The following is a 23,934-nucleotide window of genomic DNA, read 5'->3' as shown; positions in this document are numbered from 1 at the left end:
TTGTCAAGATAGACGCTGAGCCAGCCCTCCGAGCGCCTTCCCCCCTGAACAGTTCGAACCACTTGATGCGGATGCACGAAACAGGAAACCCGCCGACGCTTCATCAAGCATCGGCGGGTGTCAGTGGATTTTCAATTTTTCCCTGCCAGCTCCCGGATGGAGATTTCCGTCAAATTCTCCGGTCACACTGGACGAACCAGCGCGGACTTCGGCGAATATCCGGAAAACCCGTGCCCGCTGCTCAGCGCCTGCGGCGGAAGAGCACCAGCGCGGAGAGCGCGGCCAGAGCGGCGCTGCCAGGCTCCGGAATCGCCGTCCAGGTGACGACGTTCTGGTAGTCCGGATGCGTCAGATAGTAGATGCTGGCAGGAGCGAAGGTATCGATGTTCGCGAGGTATTGGTTTGCCAAGGTGGCCACGGCGTCGCCATCCGGATTGGAAGGGCTGCCGGGGGAAAGGATCACATTTCCTTCGGTGAGGGAACGCGTGGGGGAAAGCTCGGCGACGACTTCCCAAATGGCCCACTGGACCGCGGCTGCGTCCAGAGCGGTTCCGCCGGAAGCGAGGAAACCACCGACGAGCTTTGAGATGGCGACGGAGTTCACCAGATCCTGTGGATCCTGAAGGTCGAAAGTAAGGGTCTGGCCGTAGCTGAGTCCTTGGGCCGGTTCCACGCAAAACGCCTGGAAGTCGGTGAACACCAGAGTGCCCGATGGGTAGTTCTGGAAGTAACTGCCATCCAAAGAGCCGTTCACCGGCACGTTGGGGCTGATTTCCACAAGGGTGGTGGTGATGGTTTGGGACACGGCCTTTCCGCTGAACGCGAACGAGGCAAATCCCACTGCACAAAGCAGCAGAGTTGTTTTCATGGGGGGGAGCTTTGGGGGTGAAAGCGGCACTAATTGGCCAGAGTGGGACCAGATGGTCAACCAAAGTGTTAGATCTCCGCCGCGCCACCTCTCCAACACCCTCAAACAACAACCCTCAAACAACTAAAAATAAGATACATACATAACAATCGTCCATTTTTCACGAATCAAAGCTAAACCTATCTTAATCATATGATGAGCTTAATGATTCTACAGAAGCCGTTTGAAATACCCCGGGTTCCGGGGTAATCCGGGGGTCAGAACTTCCGGATCACCGTATCCCGGCAAGCCGTTTGATCGGCCATGGGATGATCCAGCGTGAAGTGGAGGCCGCGGGATTCCTTGCGGCGGATGGCGCACTCCACGACCAGGCTGGCGACGGCAACGAGGTTCCGCAGTTCCAGGATGTCCACATTCACCCGGTGACCCCAGTAGAACTCGCGGACTTCCTTCTTGAGGTTCCTCAGGCGGGCGGCGGCGCGGCGCAGGCGGTTGTCCGTGCGGACGATGGACACGTAGTCCCACATCAGGCGGCGGATCTCATCCCAGTTGTGGTAGATGACAACCAACTCGTCCGGCTCCGCGACGTCGCCGTGCTCCCACTCCGGGATGGGCGGCGGGGTGGACTCGGCTTTGCCCGGACCATAGGAGCGCAGCATTTCGTCCAGCGCACGGCGGGCCATCACATTGCCCTCCAGCAATGAGTTCGAGGCGAGGCGGTTCGCTCCGTGGAGGCCGGTGCAAGCGACTTCGCCGATGGCAAAAAGTCCCTTCAGCGTGGTTTTGCCATCCACATCCGTGGAAACTCCGCCGCACTGGTAGTGGGCGGCGGGCACCACGGGGATGCGCTGCTTCTCACAGTCGAGGCCGAATTTCAGCAACGTCTCGTAGATGAACGGAAAGCGCTCCCGCATGAAGCCTGCGGGCTTGTGCGTCACGTCCAGATAGACGCAGGGCGCGCCGGTGCGCTTGATCTCACGGTCGATGGCACGGGCAACGATGTCCCGGGGTGCGAGGGAGCCGCGGGGGTCGATTTTTTTTGTGAACTCCTCCCCTTTCGCGTTCACCAGGATGCCGCCTTCGCCGCGCACCGCCTCACTGACGAGGAAGGAACGTGCCTCCGGGCCGGTGGCCCCGGGATTGTAGAAACAGGTGGGGTGGAACTGGATGAACTCCATGTTCGCGATGGATGCGCCCGCCCGCCAGGCGAGCGCCACGCCGTCCCCCGTCGCGGAGTCCGGGTTGGTGGTGTAGAGATAGACTTTTCCGCAACCGCCCGTCGCCAGGATCACGCGGTCGGAGCGGAACACCTCCACCTCTCCGGTGGCCGCGTCCAGCACGTACGCCCCGAGCACGCGGTCATCCGTCAGCGAACCGAGCTTCGAGCTGGTGATGAGTTCGATGGCGACGCGGTCCTCCAGCAGGGTGAGATTTGGCGTATTGCGCGCGGCGGCGATGAGCGCACGCGCGATCTCCCTGCCGGTGGTGTCCCGGGAGTGGAGGATGCGGCGGTGGGAGTGCCCGCCTTCTTTCCCGAGCTGGAAATGGTCACCACTGCGGTCGAAATGGACTCCGTGGGAAACGAGGTCGTCGATGGTTTCGTCCGCGCCCTCGACGATCAGTCGGACGGCGGCTTCATTGCAAAGCCCGGCACCGGCATCCAGGGTGTCCCGCACGTGGTCCTCGATGGTGTCGCCCGCCTCGCGGTCCTCCTCCGCCAGCACGGCGGCGATGCCCCCCTGCGCCCAGGCGGTGTTGGACTCCATCAGCTTTCCCTTCGCCAGGACCGTGACCGAGCCGTGCTTCGCCGCCCTCAGAGCGAACGATAATCCCGCAATGCCCGCCCCGATCACCAGGAAATCCGTTGTCATCCGCGCCCAGCATCGACATCCCGCCGCCCCCGCAAAGCGAAATTTCGCGCAGCACCAGCCTTGACCGGAACGCTCCCCCACGGCACCCCTCCCCCGTGAGTTTCTTCATCACCGGCACCGATACCGGCGTGGGCAAGACCTACGCCACCCGCCTCATCCTCCAGTCCCTGCGCGAAGAAGGCATCGACGCGGTGGGCTACAAGCCCGTCTCCTGCGGCGACCGTGATGACGCGATGCAGTTGGCGGAGGCATCCGGCGGACTGGAAGTCGATGAAGTGAACCCGGTCCATCTCGCCTCCGCGCTGTCCCCGCTGGTGGCCGGGATGCTGGAGAACCATCCTGTGAATCCCGCCGAACTCACCGCAGGCTACCACCAGCTCGCCAACCGCCATGCGAAGGTGGTTGTTGAAGGCGCGGGCGGCTGGGAGGTTCCCATCGCCCCCGGATACCGTGTTTCGGATCTGGCGTTGGAACTCGGCCTGCCGGTGGTGGTGGTCGCGGCAAACAAGCTGGGCGCACTGAACCACATCATCCTGACGGTGGAGGCCATCAAGGCGAAGGGCCTGACCTGTGCCGGCATCGTGCTCAACCAACTGGAGGACGAGATGGACACCGCGATGATCACCAACAAAGGCATGGTCGAGGAATTGACCGGCGTGCCGCTGCTGGAACACCTGATCTTCAACCAGAACTTCCTGGATGCGGAGGGATTCTTGCATCTTTGATCCGCAGGGAACACGGTATCCATCATGGAATCCGTATTCGTAGTACAGCATCTGAACATTCTCAATGGGGATGAGGATGAGGTGAAGATGATCGGGGTCTACCGGAGTCGTGAGGCAGCGGTAGCAGCCGTCGAACGCCTCAAAATCCAGCCGGGGTTTTGCGAACATTCCAAAATTGTGAATGCCTTGGAAGATGAAGATCGCCGGGGTTTCCATGTTGAAGAATATGCACTGGACGAAGATCACTGGACGGAGGGATATGTCACTGAGACCTACCCCATCGACTGATCTGCTGTTCCCCACCAGGGGACGAGAGTGTCCACCCTGACTTCCCCCTTGCCGTATCTCCCCATGTCCCGCACCTCACGTTTCACCCTCCACGCGTTGCTCGTCCTCGGCTGCGGGGCGGCGGGCTACATCGCCGGCTCACCCGCGGACTCCGCCACCTCCGCGCAGCGCCTGCTGAAATGGAAAGCCGCGCAGCGCGGAACGGACGATCCCCGGCCGCGGAGGATCGGGGACCCGGTGCGGGAACTCACCGACCTGCTCCGTGGCAAGGGGGCCAAGACGGACCTGCTTTCCATCATCTCCCGCATCCCCGCCGACCGCATGCCGGAGGCCGCCCGCCTGCTGCGCGACCATGCCGAAGCCGAGCAACTGGACGAAAGGAAATGGCCAGCCATGCAGGAGTGGAACGAGTTCACCGCCGCACTCTACTTCCACTGGGCGGAGATGGACCCGCACGCAGCGCTGGCCGACGCCATGACCTACACCCAGCGGCAGCAGAAGAACACCGCTGTCAGTGGCGTGCTCACCGCCTGGATGCGGACGGACCCGGACGCGGCCTACCGCGCCGTGAAGGATGACAAGGAATGCGGCCACCTCGCCCGCAACATGATCGTCAAACAGTGGACGCCGGAGAATGTCTTTGAGAATGCCGAGCGCTATCCGGACAAGCGCGGCGACCTCCTCGGCTGGTATGCCATCGGCCATATCGAAGATGTGGTACGGCGCGACACCATGCTGGAGGAACTGCGCAAGCGCACCGACCTGAAGGAACGCTCCTGGGTCTATGCCCTTCTCTTCCGTTCCTGGGGCTACAACGACTTCGAGGCAGCCATCACCGCCGCCAGCAAGGAGAAGATCCCATGGCTGGAAAAGCAGTTGCTGGACGACAACCTGGAAGGAAAGGACACGGCCAAAGTCTTCCGCTGGGCCACTGCCAACGGACACCTGCCCAACGGCCCGCAGTGGGAAAAAGGTTACGGCTTCTGGCTGATGAACGAACCGGTGGAGGCGCGCGGGTGGTTCGCCACCGAGTCCCCGAAATGGATCGAGGCGGGCCGCAACGACCTCGTCGCCGGATTCCTCGCCGCGGAGGTCAACAGTCCCGGGAGCACACCGGAGACCCCACCGGAGGTGTATGCCGCCAGGGACGCACTTACCCGCCACTGGCAGACCTGGCAAGCCGCCGATCCGCAGGCCGCGGCCCGCTGGTTGGACACCGCCCCCGCCGATATCAGCGCCATGCTGCGGAAAGGAGGCACGCCTTGAACGCGCGCGCCGTCAGATCCGGCATCACGCTGGGCGCCATCTGTGGGATCGCCGCGCTGGTCGGCTACGGCCTCGCTTTGAAAGCGCCTCACGCAGGCCCATCGCACGCCGCCGCCTCCCGTGGGGATTCCTCCGTTCCGCCGCGCGACGCTGCGGCCCGCACCAACGGAGCGGACGGCGCCACGGACCCGTCGATGCCGCCACGACCATCCGCCGCATCCATCACCCCGCAGTCCCGCACGCCGGAACAACTGGCGGCTCTGAAGGAGGAACTGCGGCGCGAATTTTCCGACCATCACAACCCGTGGATGGACTCCATCCTCCGCACCCGGACCGCCGCCCTGCTCGCCACCATGAGCGCGGAGGAACTCGCCGCATTCCATGGCGAAGTGAATGCCACCGACGACGCCAGGGGTGGTTCCTTCTTCGATTGGCAGTCCGCCCTGGCGCGGGAGATCCTCCGCCAGTGGGGGATGAAGGACCCCGCCGCCGCCACCATCGCGGAGAGTCGCACGAAAAACATGCGCTACGCCTATGTCTTCGCGGACTGGCTGACGCGCGATCCCGCCGCCGCGGAGAAATGGCTCATGGAGGGGGATCCGGGCAGCGATCCGTTGCGGCAGCCGCTCCTGCGGAGATTCATGCGCGAGCGGGCGCAGGAGGACCCAGTGGCCGCCGCCGCCATGCTCGGCAAGGTGCCGGACAAGGATCACGCCTTTATGTTCCGCTCCTGGAGCAAAAGCCTGGCCAACGACCCGGAAGGCCGCGCCAAGCTGCTCGCCATGATCGACGCCCGTGGCGACGAGAAACTGCGCGAACAATGCTACGGCGATGTCGTCTCCTCCATGGCCGAGAAGTCGCCGGAAGAGGCGGGCAACTTCCTCGAAAATTCCACCCTCTCCGAGGATGCGAAGGACCGGATGATGGACCGCCTGATCGGCTCATGGGCGCAGAAAAACCCCGGAGATGCCTTCCGCTGGTGGGCTGCGCTCAAGGAACCCACCGCCCGTCCCGGACTGGTGGCAGCGATGAAGGAATGGTATTTCAAGGACCGGGAAGGCCCGGCGAACATGATCCAGTCCCTGGACCACGGTCCCGCCAGATCAGCATTCGAGGAAGAGGCCGTCACCCACTACGCGCGGCTGGATGACTTCTCCGGCGCGACCAAGATCGCCGCCGCCATCCAGGACGACGCCGCCCGCATCCGCCAGATGAGGATCATCAAGCGTTACTGGGATGAAGTGTCAAAGGGCGCCTCCGCCGCCTGGCTCGCCACGCTGCCGGAAAAGGACCGTGACGCGGTGAAGTGAGATTCCCGAAGTAGCGCATCCAGGGTGTAGCGAATCTCGTGAGAGATTCGGCGGCGCGGCGATCCACCAGGCAAACACGCTCCGGTCCCCAACGGACTTCCCTCCAGCCGAAGGTCTCACAACCTTCGCTACCCCTGCGCATCCGTTCTTCCCCCACGGCTCACCTTCCGGCCTAGGACTGCGGACTTCAGTCCGCCCCGGAGAATCCAGCCACATGCAAAGCCAAGCGGACTGAAGTCCGCGCTCCGTTCAGAACTCCCTCCCTGCCACTTCCCTCACCCGCCCACCACACCCTCTCCTCACTTCAATGTTCGATGTTGGAGGTTCGACGTTCGATGCTCCCCCAAAAAAAAGCGGCGGTCATATCGACCGCCGCTCCTGGAAAAGATGGGATGGAAGATCAGGCCAGCGCCGGGGTCTCCCGCAGTTGGCGGATGAGCGCGCGGGTTTCCGCCTGCCAGTCACGCATCACCTCGCGGGAGAGTTCCACGCGCTTCGCGGCGGCTTCCTCCAGTTCGTGGTAGTTCCTGGAAATCTTCTCCACCACCTCGTGCAGCGCGTCGGCGGCACGGTGGGCGGCCTCGGCGGCGCGGTGGGCGGCGTCCGATGCCATCTGGGCGACGGCGTGGGCTTCCGGCAGCGGGGTGGCGCGCAGTTCCTCGATGCGGAGGTTCGCGCGGCGGCGGGCCTCATGCATTTCCGCCAGCAGGATCTTCGCGTCCGGCACGCGGCGCAGTCCCTCGGTCAGGCCGACCTTTGACAGCGTCCAGATGGTCCACTTGCTGGGGTCCCACTGCCATGGCTTCACGCCGTTGCGGTAGTCGTGCTGGAACTCGTGGTGATAGTTGTGGTAGCCCTCGCCGAAGGTGAGGAACGCCATGATGGCGCTGTCACGGGCGCTGTGCTTCGTGGAGTACGGCTGGCGGCCCACGGTGTGGCAGAGGGAGTTGATGAAGAACGTGCAGTGCTGCGCCACCACCACCCGGGCGACGCCGGCGATGAGGAAACCGCCCAGCGCACCCGTCCATGGGTTGAGGCCCATCCAGGAGTTCCAGGCGTAGCCGAGGATCGGCGGGATGATCAGGCCGACGACGAGGCCGATCCAGTGCACATACTTGTGCTGCCACATGACCAGCTTGTCCTTTTTCAGGTCGGCCACGTTGTCCATCGGCGGCTCCGGGTTCAGCTTGAACAGCAGCCAGCCGATGTGCGCCCAGAAGAAGCCCTTCGAGATGTCATACGGATCATCATCGTGGTCCACGTGCTTGTGGTGGCGGCGGTGGTCGGAGGACCAGTCGAGGCAGGAGTTCTCGAACGCGCACGCGCCGAAGACCAGGGTGAACAGCTTCACCGGCCACTTCGCCTTGAAGGAGATGTGGGAGAACAGGCGGTGGTAACCCACCGTGATGCTCATCATGGTGAAGCAGAGGTAGACGAAGAACATGGCGATCTGGAACAGGTCGATGCCATGGTGGAAGACGTAGATGGGAACGCCGATGAGCGCGATGAGCGCGGTGCCGATGAGGAAACTGCTGGTGATCCAGTTGACTCGGTCGAATGGAATGCGATGCATAGGTTTGGTAGCACGTCCGCAGGGACCGGTATGGAAACGAGCCGCTGGAAATGAAGTCCGGCGGCTCGCTGCGGGCGTGGAAACCTAGGCTGGCCCACCCCCGGATGCAAGCCTGCCTTTCGGCGATTTGCTGCCCTCCGCAACCGCCCGCCAGTTCAGCGCAACCAGCCGTCAACCTGGTTAAATTTTGACACAATCAAACCTACCTAGCCACCCAATCATTTGCAAATAAGCGATTTAGATACCGAAATCCGGAAATAGTCTGCTCTCCGGCCATTGGGTCAGATCACTCTTCTTCACGCTGTCTCCTGTTTTCGGCACCCTGCACCCCGGATTGCGCTTCGAACTGGGCGAGAATATTCGTCACAAACCGCTCCGAGAAGCCCGCGATGAATGCCCAGAAAATCAGCTTCGCGTAATCCTTGAAATCCCCATGCGTGCTGAAGATCACGCTGAACCTCGTGACTTTCTGATTTTCGATCAGCGGATCCTGCCTGAATGAAGGGAATATATCCCCTCCCAACAAACCGGACAAGAATACTATATAAAGAAGAACCGCCAAAATCCCTCCTACCAGAGGAGCCAGCAATGTATAAATCCAAGATTCGGAAAGAAGGGTCAGATCCTCATCATCCAAATCCTTTAGACGCCTTTGGAAGCCGACAAACCCACCGATCGATCCTACAATGAAAACAATGAAAGGAGTCACCGCCAACGCCCCATCAAAAGTAGTCTGCCTGAGTTGATTGGCCTCTTTTACCCCCTCGCTGTCCGAGGAGACGAGGCCACCAAGAAGCAGGATAATGATCAACCCCGCCAAGAGGGAAAGCAGAGCGACAAACAGACGCCAACTGGCCACTTTCAATAAGACTCTCCTACTATCCATGCAATCCACTTAATCAGCACCCGCACACATATCAAGATTTTCGTTAGATATTTGATTGGGAAATCCATATCATAAATTCACCTTATCATATTCAGGATCGCATCTTTTTTGACGCCTCCAGCATCCCCTCCATGCGCTCCCGCACCAGCGCCGTCAGCGCGTCCCCCTCCGCCGAGCGGTCCTTTTCCGCGGGCACCTCGATGGCGTCCCCCACCATGATCACCGCGCGGATGGGGAAATGCGGCCTCGCCCGGTCCGTCAGGTCTTCCTCGAACCGCTCCACCGTCTCCAGGATCCGCTCCGGCGACGGATCATCGAAGTAGTCGTCCGGGTAGCAGTGGAGCTGCTGCACCAGATACAGCTCCGCGAAGTGCCGCCAGCGTTCCTCCTTTTCCGGTGCGGTCAGCTTTCCCGTCAGCATCTCCGGCAGGATGGCCGCGCGCAGCCGCTTCACCCGCGCCATCGCATCCCCATCATGCCGTCCCCCCGTCCAGCGGTTCTCCAGCGGGGACAGCAGCAGGTCCTCCAGCCGCTCCAGCCGTTCCTTCACCGTGCCCTCCTGCACCTTCCCCAGGTATTCCATTTCCTTCAGCCCCAGCAGAGCGCGCCCCACCTTCGCGATCCGCTCCATCAGCGGCAGCGCCGTCTGCGGCTGCCAGGAAAGCCGCCGCTCGATCTCCTCCACCACCGGCAGCACGGACGCCTCCAGATTTCCGCCGAACACGTAGCGGATGAACACGGGGTGGATCACCACCTTGCCGCGGTCCTTCCGCTGCTTCGCCGCCGCGCGCGCCATGAACGACGTCCCCTCCATGAAGGACACCAGCCGGTCGTTGCTCCGAGTGATGATCCCCTCCGGGAAAATCACCAGCGGGTGCCGTCCCTCCGCCACCAGATTGACCGCACACTTCAGCGACTCACGGTCCATCCCCTCCCGATACACGCTGAAGCCCCCCACCCGCGGCAGCAGGAACCGCTGCACCCGGCTCATCATGAACACATGCCAGCTCGCGATCACATGGAACGGCCTCCGCACCTCCGCCGCCAACGTGTCGATCACCATCGGGTCGCAAGGGCGGCAGTGGTTCGCCACCACCATCACCCCATGCCCCGCAGCCAGGGACGCCCGCAGCTTTTCCGCCCCCACGCACTCCACCGCGGAGATGCCATATGTCCCGCGCAGCGTCCGCGGCAGGATCCAGCGGATGACACGGTGCCAGAACCCGCTGTAGCGCGGCGGGATGAATTCATAGGGTTGCGTGACGATGAGGGACTGCATGGATGGTGGGTCGGAGAAAGTTGATGGTTGATGTGGATCAATCCGGGGAAAGATCGCGGGGCTTGCGGTATGCCCATGCGGCCGCCCAACTCCCGATGATGCCGACGACAACAAACGGCAGGATATGGCTGAACAAATAGCCGAGGACAATCACCCCCTCGAACCCGAACCTCAAGATCACGATGATCGCCGTGTAAAACAGAACCGGCCAAACATTGAACCAGTGCGCCATCTTCGTATGCAGGAACAATGAGTATATGGCGGGAATGAGCAGGGGAGAAATGAGGCAAAGCAACACCAGAATTCCATTCAGGAACCCCAGAGACGGAATGGTGAGCACCACCACGGTGATGATCGCCACACACCAGCAGCAAACCAAGAGACTGGTGTTCTTCCGAATGAAGGAAGCTTGCATCGGTTACGGGTTCCGAGGGTTGGAGGGTTTCTTCATCTTCAGGCGGTCCTCCGCCGACGGCTGGGGGAGCACCAGCGGAGCGCGCCGGCCAGGGAGATGGGTTTCGACAAGCTCCATTTCACCGGTCCCCCTGACGGACCAGGCGAAGCACCATAGGCTGATGAAACCGAGAAGCAGGAGGGGCGATGCGACAAAGGCGACCGTCATCACCAGATATTCAATGTCATGCCCGCCGGCAAAAACAATGGGGAGGACCAACGCCACCGGGAGCAGGTTCAGCACATGCGCGATGACGCGGTTGAGCCTGAAGGAAAGAAGGGTGGTGACGATCGCAACCGGAAGCAACAGCGGGGCCAAACCCATGTATTTACCGCCCCCTGCAACCAGACCATAGATCACAACGATGCCACAAGCGGCGAAGGTGAAACGCAGGCTGATGTTTTTCATGACTCTTCCCCTTTGTATCCCATCCGCGTCCATCCCGTTAATCGATAGTTTCAATGCCGCCATTGATGGGGTCGATGGCAGACGGCGAATTCCGTGTGTAGCGAATCTCGTGAGAGATTCGCCACCCCACCCGTCTCACCGCCCATGGTCGCGCGCACCACGCGGCAGCGTCATGGAGTGCGGCGGTCTTCTGCCGCCATCAGTCGTGGGCGGGACCTCCCTGAAAAGAAGACGCCATCCGCAAGTCGCGACGTGGTGATTTCCCCCACATCGTCTGGCGGGTGACATCCTCCCCCAAAGCGGCGGAGGGCCGCCGCACTCCATGACGCTGCCGCGCCTGTGGAACCTCCCCTAGTAAGCCCCCATCACACCCCCGTGGGAATCCCTGCGGCCTTCAACCTCTTCCGGTTCTCCGGAGTCAGGCGGATCGCGGGCAATCCGGCCTTTTGCCGCTCCCGGATGATGTAGGCGGCGAACCACTCACCCGATGCCCCCCTGTACTGTGGGTGCGGCACATTGGTGAAGAGGTAGTCCAGCCTCTCGTTCCAGTGCTCGTTCCACAGGGCCCGGGAATACGGCTTCGGCCTCTCATGGCCCGGGGATTCCTTGCGGAGTTCCTCCTGGATCGAGCGGTCGAGGTCCTCCTTCATGTTATGCGCCGCATAGTTCCGGTAGTAGTCACCGGGACCGGCGGCCATGTTGATGATGCTGCAACCGGTGAGCGGCAGCACGGCGAGGACAATTGCGGGGAGCAGTAGTTTCATGGGCATCAGGTGGTGGTTTTGCGGTTGTTGTTCAGAAAGGAATGCGCGGGCACGGCGACCATCACCGCCAGCGCGGTCATCCACAGGAAGACGTAGGTCCCGGGATCCACCCACTGGCGGGGCTTCATGTCTTCCAGGCCGAAGACCTGGTTGATGTTCCGCGGCGTGCGCGGGTCCGCCAGCAGGGCACCCACCGGAGGCAGCAGGAAGGAACTGCACACGCACAGCCCGGCGCAGATGACGAACCATCCCGCCAGCGCCCGGCGGTCGTAGCCCAGCTTCCTCATCGCGCAGAACACCAGGAAAGGCAGCCCGCCATGGAGAAAGGACAGGCCGCGCAGAAAGGCGGGCAGCCTTTCACCCGGCAGACCGCCCCAGTGTCCGGGGAGCATGACCGCCAGACACGCGGCGCAGGTGATCTGCAGCCAGAGCGGGATGCGATGCACGCGGGATGGCAGCGGGGTATTCATGACTCCCCGCGTTGTAGCGGATCCGTCGTCCATCGCGTTAATCGATAGTTTCAATGCGACCATTGATGGAGTCGATGGACCGGACTGGGACCGCGGAATTCATTCCGCCCCGGAGAATCCAGCTAGCGAAGCCAAGCGGAATGAATTCCGCGGTCCCAGTGATCCATTCTCCGCGCTTGAAAAATGCCCACACCACCCCCGGACATCCATCCCCCTCCACCCTTCCTCCACTTCAATGTTCAATGTTCAATGTTGGACGTTCGATGTTCGGTGTTAAACATCCCCACCCATGAACATCCACCACCTGGAACTCTTCTACCACGTCGCCCGCGCGGGCGGGGTCAGCGCGGCGGCGCGGCAGATGCCGTATGGCATCCAGCAGCCCGCCATCAGCGCGCAGATCCTGCAACTGGAGAACTCCCTGGGGAAAACCCTGTTCCACCGCCGCCCGTTCCAGCTCACCGCGGAGGGGGAGACCCTGTTCGCCTTCATCGACCCGTTTTTCTCGAAGCTCACCGCCGTGGCGGACCGCATCCGCGGCGGCGCGGACCACGGCCTGCGCATCGCCTGCCCGGAGATCGTCCAGCGGGACTACCTCCCCACCCTGCTCACCGCCGTGCGGAAACGTCTGCCGGATTTCCATTTCAGCCTCCACTCCGGCCGCATCGACGACATCAAGGCGCAGCTCCGCGCCGGAAAGATCGACCTCGGCCTGGCCACCAGCCACGGCCCGGACGAGCCGGACCTGCACTACCACCCGCTGCTCCGCATCCCCTCCGTCCTGCTGCTGCCGGAAAGCGCGCCGCAGGCCACCGCCGCGGAGATCCTCGCGCTGGACCGCATCGACGTGCCGCTCATCACCCTGCCGCAGGCGGAACCCATCGTCCTCGCCTTCCAGGAGGAGCTCCAGCGGCGGAAGATCGAGTGGTTCCCCATGCTGGAACTCGCCGGCATGGACCTCATCGAGCGGTTCGTCGCCGGGGGCTACGGCGCGGGCCTCGTTTTCGCCATTCCCGGCTCCCCGCTCCCGCCCGGCCTGAAGGCCCTGCCGCTGGAGGGCTTTCCGGAGGTCGCCTTCAGCGCCATCACCGCCGGACCGTCCACGGACATGGCCGCCGTCTTCGTCCGGGAGGCGGAAAAGGTCATCGACGGCCTCCGGAGCGGAAAAATCGCCCTCTGAGTCCGCAAAACCGCCCGCCCACCGCGTAAATCAGGGGATCCTTCTTGACATCCGGGGTGGCCAAACCTAAAAACCGCGCCCCTGACAAACCTGCGGGACAAACCAATAACCAACCAAGACGACGCATGCGTGGAGTAGTTGTGAAAAAAGGCGAGCCGGTCGATCGTGCTCTGAAACGCCTCAAGACCAAGCTGGATACCGAAGGCATCCTTGAAGAAATGCGCCGCCGCCGCGCATTCGAGACTCCCACCGAGCGCAAGCAGCGCAAACTCCGCTCCGCTTCCAAGCGCAACAAAGTCCGCTGGCGCTATTCCAACGCCCCAGCCGCCGCTCCTGCCGAGTCCGCTGAATAATTTTTCCTGTCCCGCAAGTCAGGTCCTGAAAACGGTCACCCCACAAAGGTGACCGTTTTTGTTTTTCCGGAGCGTAGCGAAGGTCGTGAGACCTTCGGCTGGGCGGAGGTCCTTGGAAAAAGCGACGCCGATCCTCCAGAGACTGGAGTCTTTCCGCCCATGGTGATTCCTCCCCGCCGAATCTCTCACGAGATTCGCTACTCCTCGATTTTCTCCATTCCCCCACGGATAAGATGGAAAATCCCCCACTCTCTTCCCTAACCTCCCCGCAATGCTGAACCGTGTCTTCCTCGGCTGGGACGAACCCTTCCTCCGCCCGCTTGTGTCCTGGTTGCTGGAGCGGAGGCATGATCTGGCGGGCATGCTGGTGGTGGTGCCGACGGCGCAGAGCGGACGGCGGCTGCGGGAGATGCTGGCGGAAGCGGGCGGCTCCATCCTCGCGCCGCGGGTCACCACGCCCGGATCCCTCATGCAGCCGGAGGGGCGGGACATCGCCCCGGACTGGCTGGAGGAGGTCGCGTGGGCGGAGGTGCTGGAGTCCATCGACGACTGGCGGCCCTACGCCGCCCTTTTTCCGGAACAACCCGGCGAGGGCACCGGCTGGGCGTCCTCCCTCGCGTCGGAGATGGTCGCGCTGCGCCGCTCCCTGCAGGAAAACGGGATGCTGTTCCACACCGCCGCATGGGTGCTGGCGGAAAGCCCGGAGGGCGAGCGGTGGCAGGCGCTGGCCAGGCTGGAAAAGCTCACCGAAGACCGCCTTTCCCGCTGGGAGTGCCGGAGCCGCAGCCGCGTGTTGGCGGAGGGCCTGCGGCTGCCAGACGTAGCCCGCATCGTCCTGGCCGGGGTGCCGGAAATGACGCCGTCGCTGGAGCGCACGCTGGCCGCATGGCCGGGGGAGGTCATCGCGCTCATCGGCGCACCGGAGTCCCGCGCGGATGATTTCACCCCCATCGGACGCCCGCTGGCGGAGCCATGGAATGCCGCCATCCTGCCGTGGCCGGAGGGGGAGCAAGGCTCCGTCACCCTCACCGCGGACCCTCGGCAGCAGGCGACAGAGGCGCTGGAGGCCGTCGCCCGTGGCGGACGCCCGTCATCGGAGATCGCGCTCGGCTCCGCGGACCAGGACACCGGCGGGGAGCTGCTGCGTGCCTTCACCCGTGCGGGCTGGACCGCCTTCCACCCGGCGGCCGCCGGGGTGCCCACCGGCCTCGCCCGGTGGTTCCGCGTCTGGCGGGAGTGGCTGGCGGAGCCGAAGCTGGCCGTGCTGGCCGATCTCCTTTCCCTGCCGGAAACCTCCATCCTCGTCGGTGGAAAGCGCGCGCAGAAGGCGAAGAACCTGGCCGTCCTGCGCAACGAGTGGATGTCCTCCACCGTGGCCGACCTGAAGCGCCGCATCCCGGAGGCGAACTTCCGCAAGGAACACCAGCAGGAAGCCGCGAACGAGCTGCTGGACGCCGCGACCAAGCTGGAAACCATCCGCCATTCCCTGCTCGGCGCGGATTTCCCCACCCACCTCCGGCGGCTGCTGACCTCCCTCTCCCTGACCGGAGAAACGGCGGCGGAGCAGGCGCTTTCCATGATCTCCTGGCTGGATGAGGCCGCGCCCCTCATCTCCCGGCTCGACCGGCCCACCGCCTACTGGATCGACCTCATGGTCGCCGGTCTGCCCGCGCCCACCCCGGTGCCGCCCCCGGGCCGCGTCATCGACGTCCAGGGCTGGCTGGAGCTTTTCCACGAACCGGGGCCGCACCTGGTCCTCTGCGGCCTCAACGAAGGCCACGTGCCCGCCCGCGGCGGTGGCGAGCCATGGCTCAGCGAGACGATCCGGAAGAAGCTGGGCCTCACCACCGACCAGGACCGCAGCGCGCGCGACGCCTTCCTTTTCCAAGCCATGATCGAGGCGAGGCGGAAGGACGGCCGGGTGGATCTTTTCTGCGCGAAGACCGGCGCCGGTGGCGAGTCGCTGCTGCCGTCCCGCTTCCTGCTCGCTGCGGAGCAAGATTTGCTGCCCGCCCGGGTGCGCACCCTCTTCCGCGGGATCGAGCCGCCGGAGGCCGGCATGCAGTGGCACGCCGACTGGAAGTGGCAGCCGCGCAAGCTGGACCCACCGGCCCGGCTCCACGTCACCTCCCTGCGCGACTACCTGAAATGTCCGTTCCGCTACTACCTGAAGCACGTCGTCCGCATGCAGCAGCCGGACCCGGAGCGGGCGGAGTGGGGCGCGCGCGACTTCGGCAACATCGCCCATGACATCCTGGAAACCTGGGGCCGCGACACCGAGGCGCGGGACTACAGCAAGACGGAGGCGCTGGAGGCGTACTTCTCCGCCCAGCTCGACCGCATCATCCTCGATCAGTTCGGCCGCCGCAGCCCGCTGGCCATCCGCATCCAGACGGAGTCCCTGCGCAGCAGGCTGGCCTGGCTGGCGCGGAAGCAGGCGTACGAGCGCGCCGCCGGCTGGCAGGTCATGGACGTGGAGCGCCCTGTCATCCTCACCATCAGCGGCATGCCCGTCAGCGCGAAGATCGACCGCATCGACCGCCACGCCGACGGACGCCTGCGCGTGCTGGACTACAAGACCGGAAAGGTCAGCACCGTGCAGAAGGAACACCGCGTGAAGATGACCGCGTCATCCGCCCCGCCGTCCCACCTGGACCCCGACGGCCCCGCCTTCTACGACGGCGAGGAAGGCGGGAAATCCGCCCGCTTTCTCTGGAGCAACCTCCAGCTCCCGCTCTACGCCGCCGCCCTGCTGGAGAGCGACGGCGTCATGCCCATCCCCGGCTACTTCACCATCGGCTCCACCGAGGCCGACGTCGAGCTGCACGAGTGGTCCGACTTCACCATGGACGATCTCTCCGCCGCCGGAGCCTGCGCCGGGTGGATCGCCGGGCAGATCACCCAGTCCGTCTTCTGGCCCCCAGCGGAAAAGGTCCAGTATGATGACTACCAGATCCTCGCCGCCGGAAAGGACCTGCGCGAGATGGTCAGTAAGGAGGGAGGACACTCCTGTCCTCCGGCTGCAACGGCAAACGAAGGATAGATTCACCGCCAAGACGCCAAGTTCGCCAAGGAAGAGAAGAAATCAGATTCTTCAAAATTCGCCAGATTCGTTGGATTCGCGGTCAGCCTTCTTTCCCAAATCTCCAATAACCCATATCCAATATCTTCTCTTCCTTCGCGCCCTTTGCGCCTTTTCGGTGAATCCCATATGATTCGCCAATGCCGCCGGAGGACAGGAGTGTCCTCCCTCCTTACTCCCCCCGATTTCCCGCGCGCCTTCTTTTCTTTCCCTCAATATCCAATAACCCATATCCAATATCCAGCCCTTCTCATCGCGTTGAATTTCTGATGATTCATCTTCCCTTAATGTGAAACCCGGCACTCTCCCGCCATGCGCCTGCTGATCGTCGAAGACGAACCCGACCTGCTCCAGGGTCTGGCCAAGGTGCTGCGGGAGGAAGGCTACTCCGTCGATCTGGCGGAGGACGGCGAGGAGGGCCTCTACAAGGCGCTGGAGACGAACTACGATGCCGTCATCCTGGACATCATGCTGCCGGTCATCGACGGCCTGGAGGTGCTGCGCCGCCTGCGGGAGAAGAAGGAAACGCCGGTGCTCATGCTCACCGCGCGGTCGGAGACACCGGACCGCGTCGCCGGGCTGGACCGCGGCGCGGACGACTACCTTGGAAAGCCCTTCGACCTCGACGAGCTGCTGGCCCGCCTGCGCGCCCTCATCCGCCGCGCCGCCGGACGCGCGTCGCCTTCCATCGCCATCGGCGAAGTGGGGATCGATCCCATCGCGCGGAAGGTCACGCGCGGCGGGGCGGAGGTCGTCCTCACGGCGCGGGAGTATGCCGTGCTGGAGTTCCTGGGCAGGCACCGCGGGCGCGTCATCTCCCGCACGGAACTCTACGAGCATGTCTTCGACGAGACGGATGACACGCTCTCCAACCTCATCGACGTCCACGTTTCCAACCTGCGGAAAAAGCTCGGCCACGAACTCATCACCACGCGCCGCGGCCACGGCTACTGCATCGAATGAAACCCACCCGTTCACTGCGCTGGCGCATCCAGCTCTGGCACGGCGTGTTTCTGGCCGCGGTGCTGGCCGGGCTGGGCTTCGCCGCGTGGCAGTATGAAAGGCAGAAGGGCCTGCAACGCATCGACGATGACCTGGACCGCCGGCTGACCGTCCTGTTCGATTCCGTGCCGCCGCGCCAGGGTGGACGCCCCGGCGGCCCGCCGCCACGACGCGGTGAGGACGGCAATGACGGCTACGACCGACCGCCGCGCGGTGGCCCTCCCCCCCACCGCCGCGGTGGTGGCCGCCCGCCGGAACTCCGCTTCAGCGATGCGGAGCGGGCGCTGTTCAAGGACACCCACTACTTCACGACCTTCAATCCGGAAGGCCGCGTGCTGGACCGCTCCGACAACTCCCCCGCCAACCTCCAGCCGCCGTCCCGCGGAGACGCGACCACGGAGGCGTCCGGCACCCGCACGGTGGCCAACCGCCGGGAGCGTTTCATGTTCATGCCGCAGGGCGAGTGCCTGCTGGTCGGCTGCCCGCTGGATGCGGAACAGGCATCGCTCAGGCACTACGCCCTCGTGCTCGCCGGGATCGAGTCCGGCATCCTCCTGCTCGGCCTGGCCGGTGGCTGGTGGATGACCTCCCGCGCGCTGCGTCCGCTGGCCGCCATCCGCGCCACCGCCACCGACATTTCCGCAGGCCGCCTGGACCGCCGGATCGACCTGCCACGGGACGGCAGTGAGCTGGGCGAGCTGGCCGCGCTGCTGGATGATACCTTTGGCAAGCTGGAGGCCTCCTTCGCCAGACAGGCACGCTTCACCTCGGACGCCGCCCACGAACTCCGCACGCCGCTGAGCGTGGTCATCTCCCAGGCGCAGATGGCCCTGCGCGGCGAACGCGAACCGGCTGAGTACCGCGAGATGTTCGAGGCCAGCCTCCGCGGAGCGAAGCGCATGCAGTCGCTCACGCAGGCACTGCTGGAACTCGCCCGGCTGGACAACGGCGCCGTCACCGCCGCCCGCACGCCGTGCGATCTCGCGGAGCTGGCGGAGGAAGCCATTTCCCTGGTCTCCGGTGCCGCGGAGGAACACGGCATCACCATCGTCCGTGATCTTTCCCCCGCACCCTGCCCCGCCGATTCCGAGTCCGTGCTGCGCGTCATCGTCAACCTGCTGAACAACGCCATCGCGCATGGCGGCTCGCCCGTCATCATCGCCACCTCCGCCACGGCGGACGCCGCCATCCTCACCGTCACCGACCGCGGCCCCGGCATCCCGGAAAAGCATCTGCCGCATCTCTTCGAGCGGTTCTACCGCGCGGATGAGTCCCGCAACCGGAAGACCGGCGGCACCGGCCTGGGCCTGGCCATCTGCAAGGCCATCACGGATGCGCACGGTGGCTCGCTGGCGGTGGCCAGTGTCATCGGAGATGGGACGGTGTTCACGGTGACGTTGCCGGTGGAGTAGCGAATTTTCCGGACTGGGACCGCGGAATTCATTCCGCTTGGCTTCGCATGGCTGGATTCTCCGGGGCGGAATGAATTCCGCGGTCCCAGTGATCCATCCCTACCCCTCCCACCCCCTCTTCCTTTCATCCTTCGATGTTGGACGTTCGATGTTCGATGTTCAAAAAATCTTCCCACCTCCCTCCCCCATTAACACTTCCTTAATGTTCGTTGTCGGACGCTGGCGGGGTGATGAAACCCATCCGCCAAACCCTCATCGTGGCCGCCATGGTCCCGGCGGCCTTCGCACAGCTACCGTCCGGCGCGGCGCTCCGCCTCACCCAGCCTGCCGGTGGCACCACCGTCCGGCTCGCGCTTTCCGATCCGGAGAACCACTCCTACCTCATCCAGAGTTCGCCGGACCTGAAGACATGGTCGGACGTCGGCACGTGGAAGATCTACAACGGCAACATCAACCGCAACGTGGCGCTCCAGTCCGGCGGCACTCTCTTCTACCGCGCCAGCTATGACCCCACCCGCGTGGTGCCGAAGGACGACGTCTCTCTCGCGCTGCTGCTCCCCTCCACCCGCGCGAACTACGCCGCCCCCACCCTCCCCGCGCGGTTCCTCGTCCAGCCCATCGTCGGACAGGACAACACCCCGGCGGCCAATGGCGTGACGGACTCCGGCGCGACGCTGGGCAGGGTCCTGTTCTACGACAAGCGGCTCTCGCTCAACCAGACCATCTCCTGCGCCTCCTGCCACCAGCAGGCCCACGGCTTCTCCGATCCGGCGCGGTTCAGCACCGGCTTCAACGGCGGCCATACCGACCGCAACTCCATGGGTCTGGCCAACTCCCGCTGGTATGAACGCGGCGCGTTTTTCTGGGACGAACGCTCCGCCACGCTGGAGATCCAGGTGCTGGAGCCGATCCAGAACTCCGTGGAAATGGGCATGACGCTCCCCACGCTGGTCACCCGCCTGTCCGCGGAGCCGTTCTACGCCACGCTGTTCAACGACGCCTTCGGCAGCCCGGAGGTCACCTCCGGAAAGATCTCCCGCGCGCTCGCCCAGTTCGTCCGCTCCATCATCTCCACCCAGACGAAGTTCGACGTCGGCGTGGCGACGGGTTTCACGAACTTCACCGCGCAGGAGAACCAGGGCCGCCAGATCTTCAACGGCGCGGGCAACTGCACCGCCTGCCACGGCTCCGACAACTTCGTGCCCGGCCCCGCCATCAACAACAACGGCCTGGAGAATCCCTACACGGACAAGGGCGTGGGCGCCATCACCGGCCGCGCACAGGATGAGGGCCTGTTCAAGGTCGGCTCCCTGCGGAACATCGCCCTCACCGCGCCCTACATGCACGACGGGCGGTTCGCCACGCTGGCGGAGGTGGTGGAGTTCTACAACTCCGGCGTGGTCGCCCACCCGAACCTCTCCCCGCCGCTGCGCGCGGGTGGACCCAACGGCCCGCCCCGCCGCCTCAACCTGACCGCGCAGGAAAAGGCCGCGCTGGTCGCCTTCCTCAACACCCTCACCGACACCGCGCTTTCCACCGACACCCGATTTTCCGACCCGTTCAATTATGGCGATTGAACGGGTGGGGATGGCAGAAATTCATCCGCCGCCACGGCCCCCACTCCACAGAACGCTCCGCCCCCCGGAGCGTGACATCGGCGGGCCGAGCCTCCACAGTGGCGGCGGATGAAGATCCTCGAAAAAAACCTGCTCATCCTGGCATCCGCCGGTTCCGGAAAAACCTACCAACTGGGGAACCGCGTCATCGGCCTGGTCGCCCGCGGGCATGAGCCGGAGAAGATCGTCGCCCTCACTTTCACGCGGAAGGCCGCGGGGGAGTTCGCGGACTCCGTCCTCATGAAGCTGGCCACCGCCGCGTCCGACGGAACGGTGGCGGACGCCCTGCGCGATGACATCGACATCCCCAACGCCGACTTCGGCGACGCGCTGCGCAGGATCGTCCGCGCGCTGCCCCGCTTCACGCTGGGGACCATGGACAGCTTTTTCTCCAAGGTAGTACGAGGGTTCCAGTATGAGCTGGGCCTGACGGGCGGCAAGTTCGAGCTGATGGAGGGTGCCCGCGCGGAGGCGCTGCGGGACGAGATGCTGGATGAAATCCTGGCCGGGCCGCTGGAGGAGGGCGCGATGGACGAACTGCTGCATGTCTTCCGCCGCGCCACCATCGGCCGGGAGGAGGCCGGCGTCGCGCGGAACCTGCTGGAGCTGGTGGAGGAGTGGCTGGGGAAATACCGCACCGCCGCCCGCCGGGAGTGGGCGCCCGCCATCCTCGCCGCCGCCAGCCATGAGCAATGGGAAAAGGAAAAGTCCACCCTGGCCGCGAAGATCCGCCGCGGGCTGGACTCCATCACCTACACCCACGGCGGCCAGCGCAAGGCGATGGAGTCGATGGTCGATGCCCTGGAACGCCACACCGTCTCCGGCGGCGGCCTCAACAAGGCGGGCACGCTTTTCAAGAACGTCTGCGAGGCGATGGCGGAGGGAGCCTCCGTGCTGGAGGTGAAGTCGAACAAGATGTTCGTCATCGGCGGCATCTCCGGGGAGGGCCTGCGGGAGATGATCCTGCTGGCCGCGCACTGTGAGATGGCGGCGGCCATGGTGCGCACCCGCGCCATCCGGGACGTGGTGTCCGCCTTCGACCGCCTGTGCGAGGAACGCCTGCGCCGCCGGGGGCTGCTCAACTTTGACGATGTGAAGATCCTCATGGGCCAGTGGGCCTCCAGCGAGCAGGGACGGCTGCGCCGTGAGGCGGTGGACTACCGCCTGGACGCCCGCTATGAGCACTGGCTGCTGGATGAGTTCCAGGACACCAGCGGCGCGGACTGGGCGGGGCTTTTCCCGCTGGTGGATGAGGCCGCCACGGATGACCAGGACAGCCTTTTCATCGTCGGTGACCGGAAGCAGGCCATCTACGGCTGGCGCGGCGGACAGGTCGGCCTGTTCGACGAGGTGATCGGACGCTTCGGCGAGGGCCTGGCCATCGAGACCATGGCGGAGTCCCACCGCTCCTGCACGGAGGTGCTGGCGCTGGTGAACCGGGTGTGCGGTGACGCGGAGACGCTGAGGATGCTTTTCGGCGAAGCCGCCGGACGCTGGCAGTGGGAGGACCACTACCCCGCCGCCCGCCTGGCCGTGCCGGAGAAACGCGGCGAGTCCCGCGTGGAGACGACCGGCAACTGGGACGCGCGGAAACTGCGCACCGCGGAGCTGCTGGAGGAGCTGGGCGTGGGCACCCGCGCGATGACCTGCGGCGTGCTGGTCCGCAGCAATGACAAGGTGCGCGAGGTGGCCGACGAGCTGCGCGCCGCCGGCTTCGACGTCATCGAGGAGGGCCAGCGCGAACCGGCGAAGGACAACCCCGTGGGCGTGACCATGGGTGCCCTGCTCAACTGGCTGGCCAATCCCGCCGATCCCTTTTCATGGGAAATCATCGTCATGTCGCCGCTGGCCGCCGTGCTGCGCGAGCGGTTCCGCGAGCATGAGAACGCCATCTGGGAGGGGCTGCTCGCGCTCGCCGCGCGCAAGGGCTTCGCCGGGATGATGGAGGAAATCATCGGGCCGTGCTGGGACGCGTGGTCGTCCTTCGGCCACCGCCGCGCCGGGGATGTCATCGCCGCGCTGGCCGCGTTCGATGCGGGCGGAGGCACCACCCCGCGGGAGGCCGCGGACTGGATCGACCGGCTGAAGGTTTCCCAGAGTCCGGGCGTGGCCGCGGTGCAGGTCATGACCATCCACAAGTCGAAGGGCCTGGGCTTCGACGTCGTCATCCTGCCGGACGTCCCGAAGGACCCCGTGCCGAAGATGCAGAACTTCACCGTCGCGGAGGACACCGGCTGGCTCTGCCAACCACCCGCGGCCTGGGCGCGGCAGCTCCTCCCGCCCATGCGGGAGGCGGAGGAACGCTGGGCCGCCGACCAACGCTACGAGGCCATGTGCATGCTCTACGTTGCCCTCACCCGGGCAAAGCGCGGCCTCTACGTCCTGCTGGAGCCACCCGCGAAAAACGCGACCGAGGACAAGGCGTCGCTCGCCAACTGGCTGGCCACCTCCATCGGCTCCACCGGGGAAGCCGGAGAGGTCATCGGCTGGGGCGGCGTGAACTGGGTGGAGACCGTCCCGCTGCTGGGGGAACGTCCCACCGCCGCCGGGGACACCCCGCTGGGGGATGCCGTCCCGCGCCGCGAACGCACCACCCCCAGCGGCACAAAGCCGCCGTCCAACGTCATGCCGTCCCCCGGTGCGCTGCGTTTCGGAAATGATTTCCACGCCGCCTTCGAGCACATCGGCTGGATCGACGAGGAAGCCCCGCCCGCCCCGCAGAGCGACGCCGCCGCCCGCGTCGCCTCATTGCTGAAGCTCCCCGCCTTCCGCGACCTCTTCCGCCGCGACGGCCGCCACGTCCACCTCTACCGCGAACAACCGGTCGAAGCCGTCATCGACGGAAAGTGGCTCAGCGGCACCGTCGACCGCCTGCACGTCCACACCGACGCCACCGGACTGCCCGTCCGCGTCGAGGTCATCGACTTCAAGACCGACACCGTCACCAGCGCCGGTGAACTGCGCGAACGCTACGCCGGCCAGATGGAAACCTACCGCCTCATGATCGACCACGCCTACCCCGGCACCACCGTCGAGTGCCTGCTGGTGTCCAGCTCGCTGGGGGAGATCATCGCGGCGTAGGTGGTGGATCACGGGGTAGCGAAGGTCGTGAGACCTTCGGCTGGGG

20 protein-coding genes are annotated in these 23,934 nt (G+C 64.7%); 11 read left to right on the top strand and 9 right to left on the bottom strand.

Annotated features, from left to right (window positions below):
* Positions 1-241: 241 nt before the first annotated feature.
* Both KF712_00530 and nadB read right to left on the bottom strand, forming a co-directional pair.
* Complete coding sequence (locus tag KF712_00530; protein MBX3739444.1) at positions 242-868, bottom strand: hypothetical protein; 627 nt, start codon at positions 866-868, stop codon at positions 242-244.
* A gap of 257 nt (positions 869-1,125) precedes the next feature.
* Positions 1,126-2,739 carry an L-aspartate oxidase gene (gene nadB / locus KF712_00525; protein ID MBX3739443.1) on the bottom strand — a complete coding sequence of 538 codons (1,614 nt, stop codon included), beginning with the start codon at positions 2,737-2,739 and terminating at the stop codon, positions 1,126-1,128.
* 95 nt (positions 2,740-2,834) lie between these two features.
* Between nadB and bioD the strand changes: the two genes are divergently transcribed.
* From bioD to KF712_00505, 4 genes are all read left to right on the top strand, one after another.
* Positions 2,835-3,464: a dethiobiotin synthase gene (gene bioD / locus KF712_00520; protein MBX3739442.1), complete on the top strand. Its 630-nt coding sequence runs from the start codon at positions 2,835-2,837 to the stop codon at positions 3,462-3,464.
* Between the two features lie 24 nt (positions 3,465-3,488).
* Positions 3,489-3,752, top strand: a complete 264-nt coding sequence (locus KF712_00515) for a serine kinase (protein ID MBX3739441.1) — start codon at positions 3,489-3,491, stop codon at positions 3,750-3,752.
* 63 nt (positions 3,753-3,815) lie between these two features.
* A complete protein-coding gene (locus KF712_00510; protein MBX3739440.1) occupies positions 3,816-5,018 on the top strand; it encodes a hypothetical protein in 1,203 nt (400 codons plus the stop codon).
* The gene (locus tag KF712_00505) at positions 5,015-6,328 is read left to right on the top strand and encodes a hypothetical protein (protein ID MBX3739439.1); all 1,314 of its coding nucleotides are present in this window, start codon (positions 5,015-5,017) and stop codon (positions 6,326-6,328) included. The genes KF712_00510 and KF712_00505 overlap by 4 nt, the downstream gene beginning before the upstream one ends.
* 400 nt (positions 6,329-6,728) lie before the next feature.
* Here the strand turns inward: KF712_00505 and KF712_00500 are convergent, their stop codons facing one another.
* From KF712_00500 to KF712_00470, 7 genes are all read right to left on the bottom strand, one after another.
* Complete coding sequence (locus KF712_00500; GenBank protein MBX3739438.1) at positions 6,729-7,901, bottom strand: fatty acid desaturase; 1,173 nt, start codon at positions 7,899-7,901, stop codon at positions 6,729-6,731.
* A 286-nt stretch (positions 7,902-8,187) separates the two neighbouring features.
* Positions 8,188-8,766 carry a hypothetical protein gene (locus KF712_00495; GenBank protein MBX3739437.1) on the bottom strand — a complete coding sequence of 193 codons (579 nt, stop codon included), beginning with the start codon at positions 8,764-8,766 and terminating at the stop codon, positions 8,188-8,190.
* A gap of 112 nt (positions 8,767-8,878) precedes the next feature.
* Complete coding sequence (locus KF712_00490; GenBank protein ID MBX3739436.1) at positions 8,879-10,066, bottom strand: 1-acyl-sn-glycerol-3-phosphate acyltransferase; 1,188 nt, start codon at positions 10,064-10,066, stop codon at positions 8,879-8,881.
* A 37-nt stretch (positions 10,067-10,103) separates the two neighbouring features.
* Positions 10,104-10,481, bottom strand: coding sequence for a hypothetical protein (locus KF712_00485; GenBank protein MBX3739435.1), 378 nt, complete (start codon positions 10,479-10,481; stop codon positions 10,104-10,106).
* Positions 10,482-10,484: 3 nt separating this feature from the next.
* Complete coding sequence (locus KF712_00480) at positions 10,485-10,928, bottom strand: hypothetical protein (GenBank protein ID MBX3739434.1); 444 nt, start codon at positions 10,926-10,928, stop codon at positions 10,485-10,487.
* A 365-nt stretch (positions 10,929-11,293) separates the two neighbouring features.
* Positions 11,294-11,692 (bottom strand): hypothetical protein, encoded by a 399-nt coding sequence (locus KF712_00475; protein ID MBX3739433.1) that lies wholly within the window; start codon positions 11,690-11,692, stop codon positions 11,294-11,296.
* A 5-nt stretch (positions 11,693-11,697) separates the two neighbouring features.
* Positions 11,698-12,162 (bottom strand): hypothetical protein, encoded by a 465-nt coding sequence (locus KF712_00470; GenBank protein MBX3739432.1) that lies wholly within the window; start codon positions 12,160-12,162, stop codon positions 11,698-11,700.
* Positions 12,163-12,451: 289 nt separating this feature from the next.
* Here KF712_00470 and KF712_00465 point away from each other — a divergent pair, with 289 nt between their 5' ends.
* The 7 genes from KF712_00465 (at position 12,452) to KF712_00435 (ending at position 23,888) form a co-directional block, all read left to right on the top strand.
* Positions 12,452-13,342 (top strand): LysR family transcriptional regulator, encoded by an 891-nt coding sequence (locus tag KF712_00465; protein MBX3739431.1) that lies wholly within the window; start codon positions 12,452-12,454, stop codon positions 13,340-13,342.
* Positions 13,343-13,467: 125 nt separating this feature from the next.
* The gene (gene rpsU / locus KF712_00460; GenBank protein ID MBX3739430.1) at positions 13,468-13,695 is read left to right on the top strand and encodes a 30S ribosomal protein S21; all 228 of its coding nucleotides are present in this window, start codon (positions 13,468-13,470) and stop codon (positions 13,693-13,695) included.
* Positions 13,696-13,966: 271 nt separating this feature from the next.
* Positions 13,967-16,738, top strand: a complete 2,772-nt coding sequence (locus tag KF712_00455; protein MBX3739429.1) for a PD-(D/E)XK nuclease family protein — start codon at positions 13,967-13,969, stop codon at positions 16,736-16,738.
* Between the two features lie 351 nt (positions 16,739-17,089).
* A complete protein-coding gene (locus tag KF712_00450) occupies positions 17,090-17,740 on the top strand; it encodes a response regulator transcription factor (protein MBX3739428.1) in 651 nt (216 codons plus the stop codon).
* On the top strand, positions 17,737-19,191 hold the full coding sequence (locus KF712_00445) for a HAMP domain-containing protein (protein ID MBX3739427.1): 1,455 nt from the start codon (positions 17,737-17,739) through the stop codon (positions 19,189-19,191). The genes KF712_00450 and KF712_00445 overlap by 4 nt, the downstream gene beginning before the upstream one ends.
* Before the next feature lie 230 nt (positions 19,192-19,421).
* On the top strand, positions 19,422-20,768 hold the full coding sequence (locus KF712_00440; protein MBX3739426.1) for a c-type cytochrome: 1,347 nt from the start codon (positions 19,422-19,424) through the stop codon (positions 20,766-20,768).
* A gap of 108 nt (positions 20,769-20,876) precedes the next feature.
* On the top strand, positions 20,877-23,888 hold the full coding sequence (locus KF712_00435) for a UvrD-helicase domain-containing protein (GenBank protein MBX3739425.1): 3,012 nt from the start codon (positions 20,877-20,879) through the stop codon (positions 23,886-23,888).
* The last annotated feature ends 46 nt before the right edge of the window (positions 23,889-23,934 follow it).

Source organism: Akkermansiaceae bacterium, from assembly GCA_019634595.1.
Classification (GTDB): domain Bacteria; phylum Verrucomicrobiota; class Verrucomicrobiia; order Verrucomicrobiales; family Akkermansiaceae; genus Luteolibacter.
This window is presented reverse-complemented; position numbering and strand designations above follow the sequence as displayed.

Bases quoted from the DNA above. Each gene is read 5' to 3' on its own strand.
- KF712_00530 (MBX3739444.1), bottom strand. From the start codon at position 868: ATGAAAACAACTCTGCTGCTTTGTGCAGTGGGATTTGCCTCGTTCGCG.
- nadB (MBX3739443.1), bottom strand. From the start codon at position 2,739: ATGACAACGGATTTCCTGGTGATCGGGGCGGGCATTGCGGGATTATCG.
- KF712_00515 (MBX3739441.1), top strand. From the start codon at position 3,489: ATGGAATCCGTATTCGTAGTACAGCATCTGAACATTCTCAATGGGGAT.
- KF712_00510 (MBX3739440.1), top strand. From the start codon at position 3,816: ATGTCCCGCACCTCACGTTTCACCCTCCACGCGTTGCTCGTCCTCGGC.
- KF712_00500 (MBX3739438.1), bottom strand. From the start codon at position 7,901: ATGCATCGCATTCCATTCGACCGAGTCAACTGGATCACCAGCAGTTTC.
- KF712_00490 (MBX3739436.1), bottom strand. From the start codon at position 10,066: ATGCAGTCCCTCATCGTCACGCAACCCTATGAATTCATCCCGCCGCGC.
- KF712_00485 (MBX3739435.1), bottom strand. From the start codon at position 10,481: ATGCAAGCTTCCTTCATTCGGAAGAACACCAGTCTCTTGGTTTGCTGC.
- KF712_00480 (MBX3739434.1), bottom strand. From the start codon at position 10,928: ATGAAAAACATCAGCCTGCGTTTCACCTTCGCCGCTTGTGGCATCGTT.
- KF712_00475 (MBX3739433.1), bottom strand. From the start codon at position 11,692: ATGAAACTACTGCTCCCCGCAATTGTCCTCGCCGTGCTGCCGCTCACC.
- KF712_00470 (MBX3739432.1), bottom strand. From the start codon at position 12,162: ATGAATACCCCGCTGCCATCCCGCGTGCATCGCATCCCGCTCTGGCTG.
- KF712_00465 (MBX3739431.1), top strand. From the start codon at position 12,452: ATGAACATCCACCACCTGGAACTCTTCTACCACGTCGCCCGCGCGGGC.
- rpsU (MBX3739430.1), top strand. From the start codon at position 13,468: ATGCGTGGAGTAGTTGTGAAAAAAGGCGAGCCGGTCGATCGTGCTCTG.
- KF712_00455 (MBX3739429.1), top strand. From the start codon at position 13,967: ATGCTGAACCGTGTCTTCCTCGGCTGGGACGAACCCTTCCTCCGCCCG.
- KF712_00450 (MBX3739428.1), top strand. From the start codon at position 17,090: ATGCGCCTGCTGATCGTCGAAGACGAACCCGACCTGCTCCAGGGTCTG.
- KF712_00445 (MBX3739427.1), top strand. From the start codon at position 17,737: ATGAAACCCACCCGTTCACTGCGCTGGCGCATCCAGCTCTGGCACGGC.
- KF712_00440 (MBX3739426.1), top strand. From the start codon at position 19,422: ATGAAACCCATCCGCCAAACCCTCATCGTGGCCGCCATGGTCCCGGCG.
- KF712_00435 (MBX3739425.1), top strand. From the start codon at position 20,877: ATGAAGATCCTCGAAAAAAACCTGCTCATCCTGGCATCCGCCGGTTCC.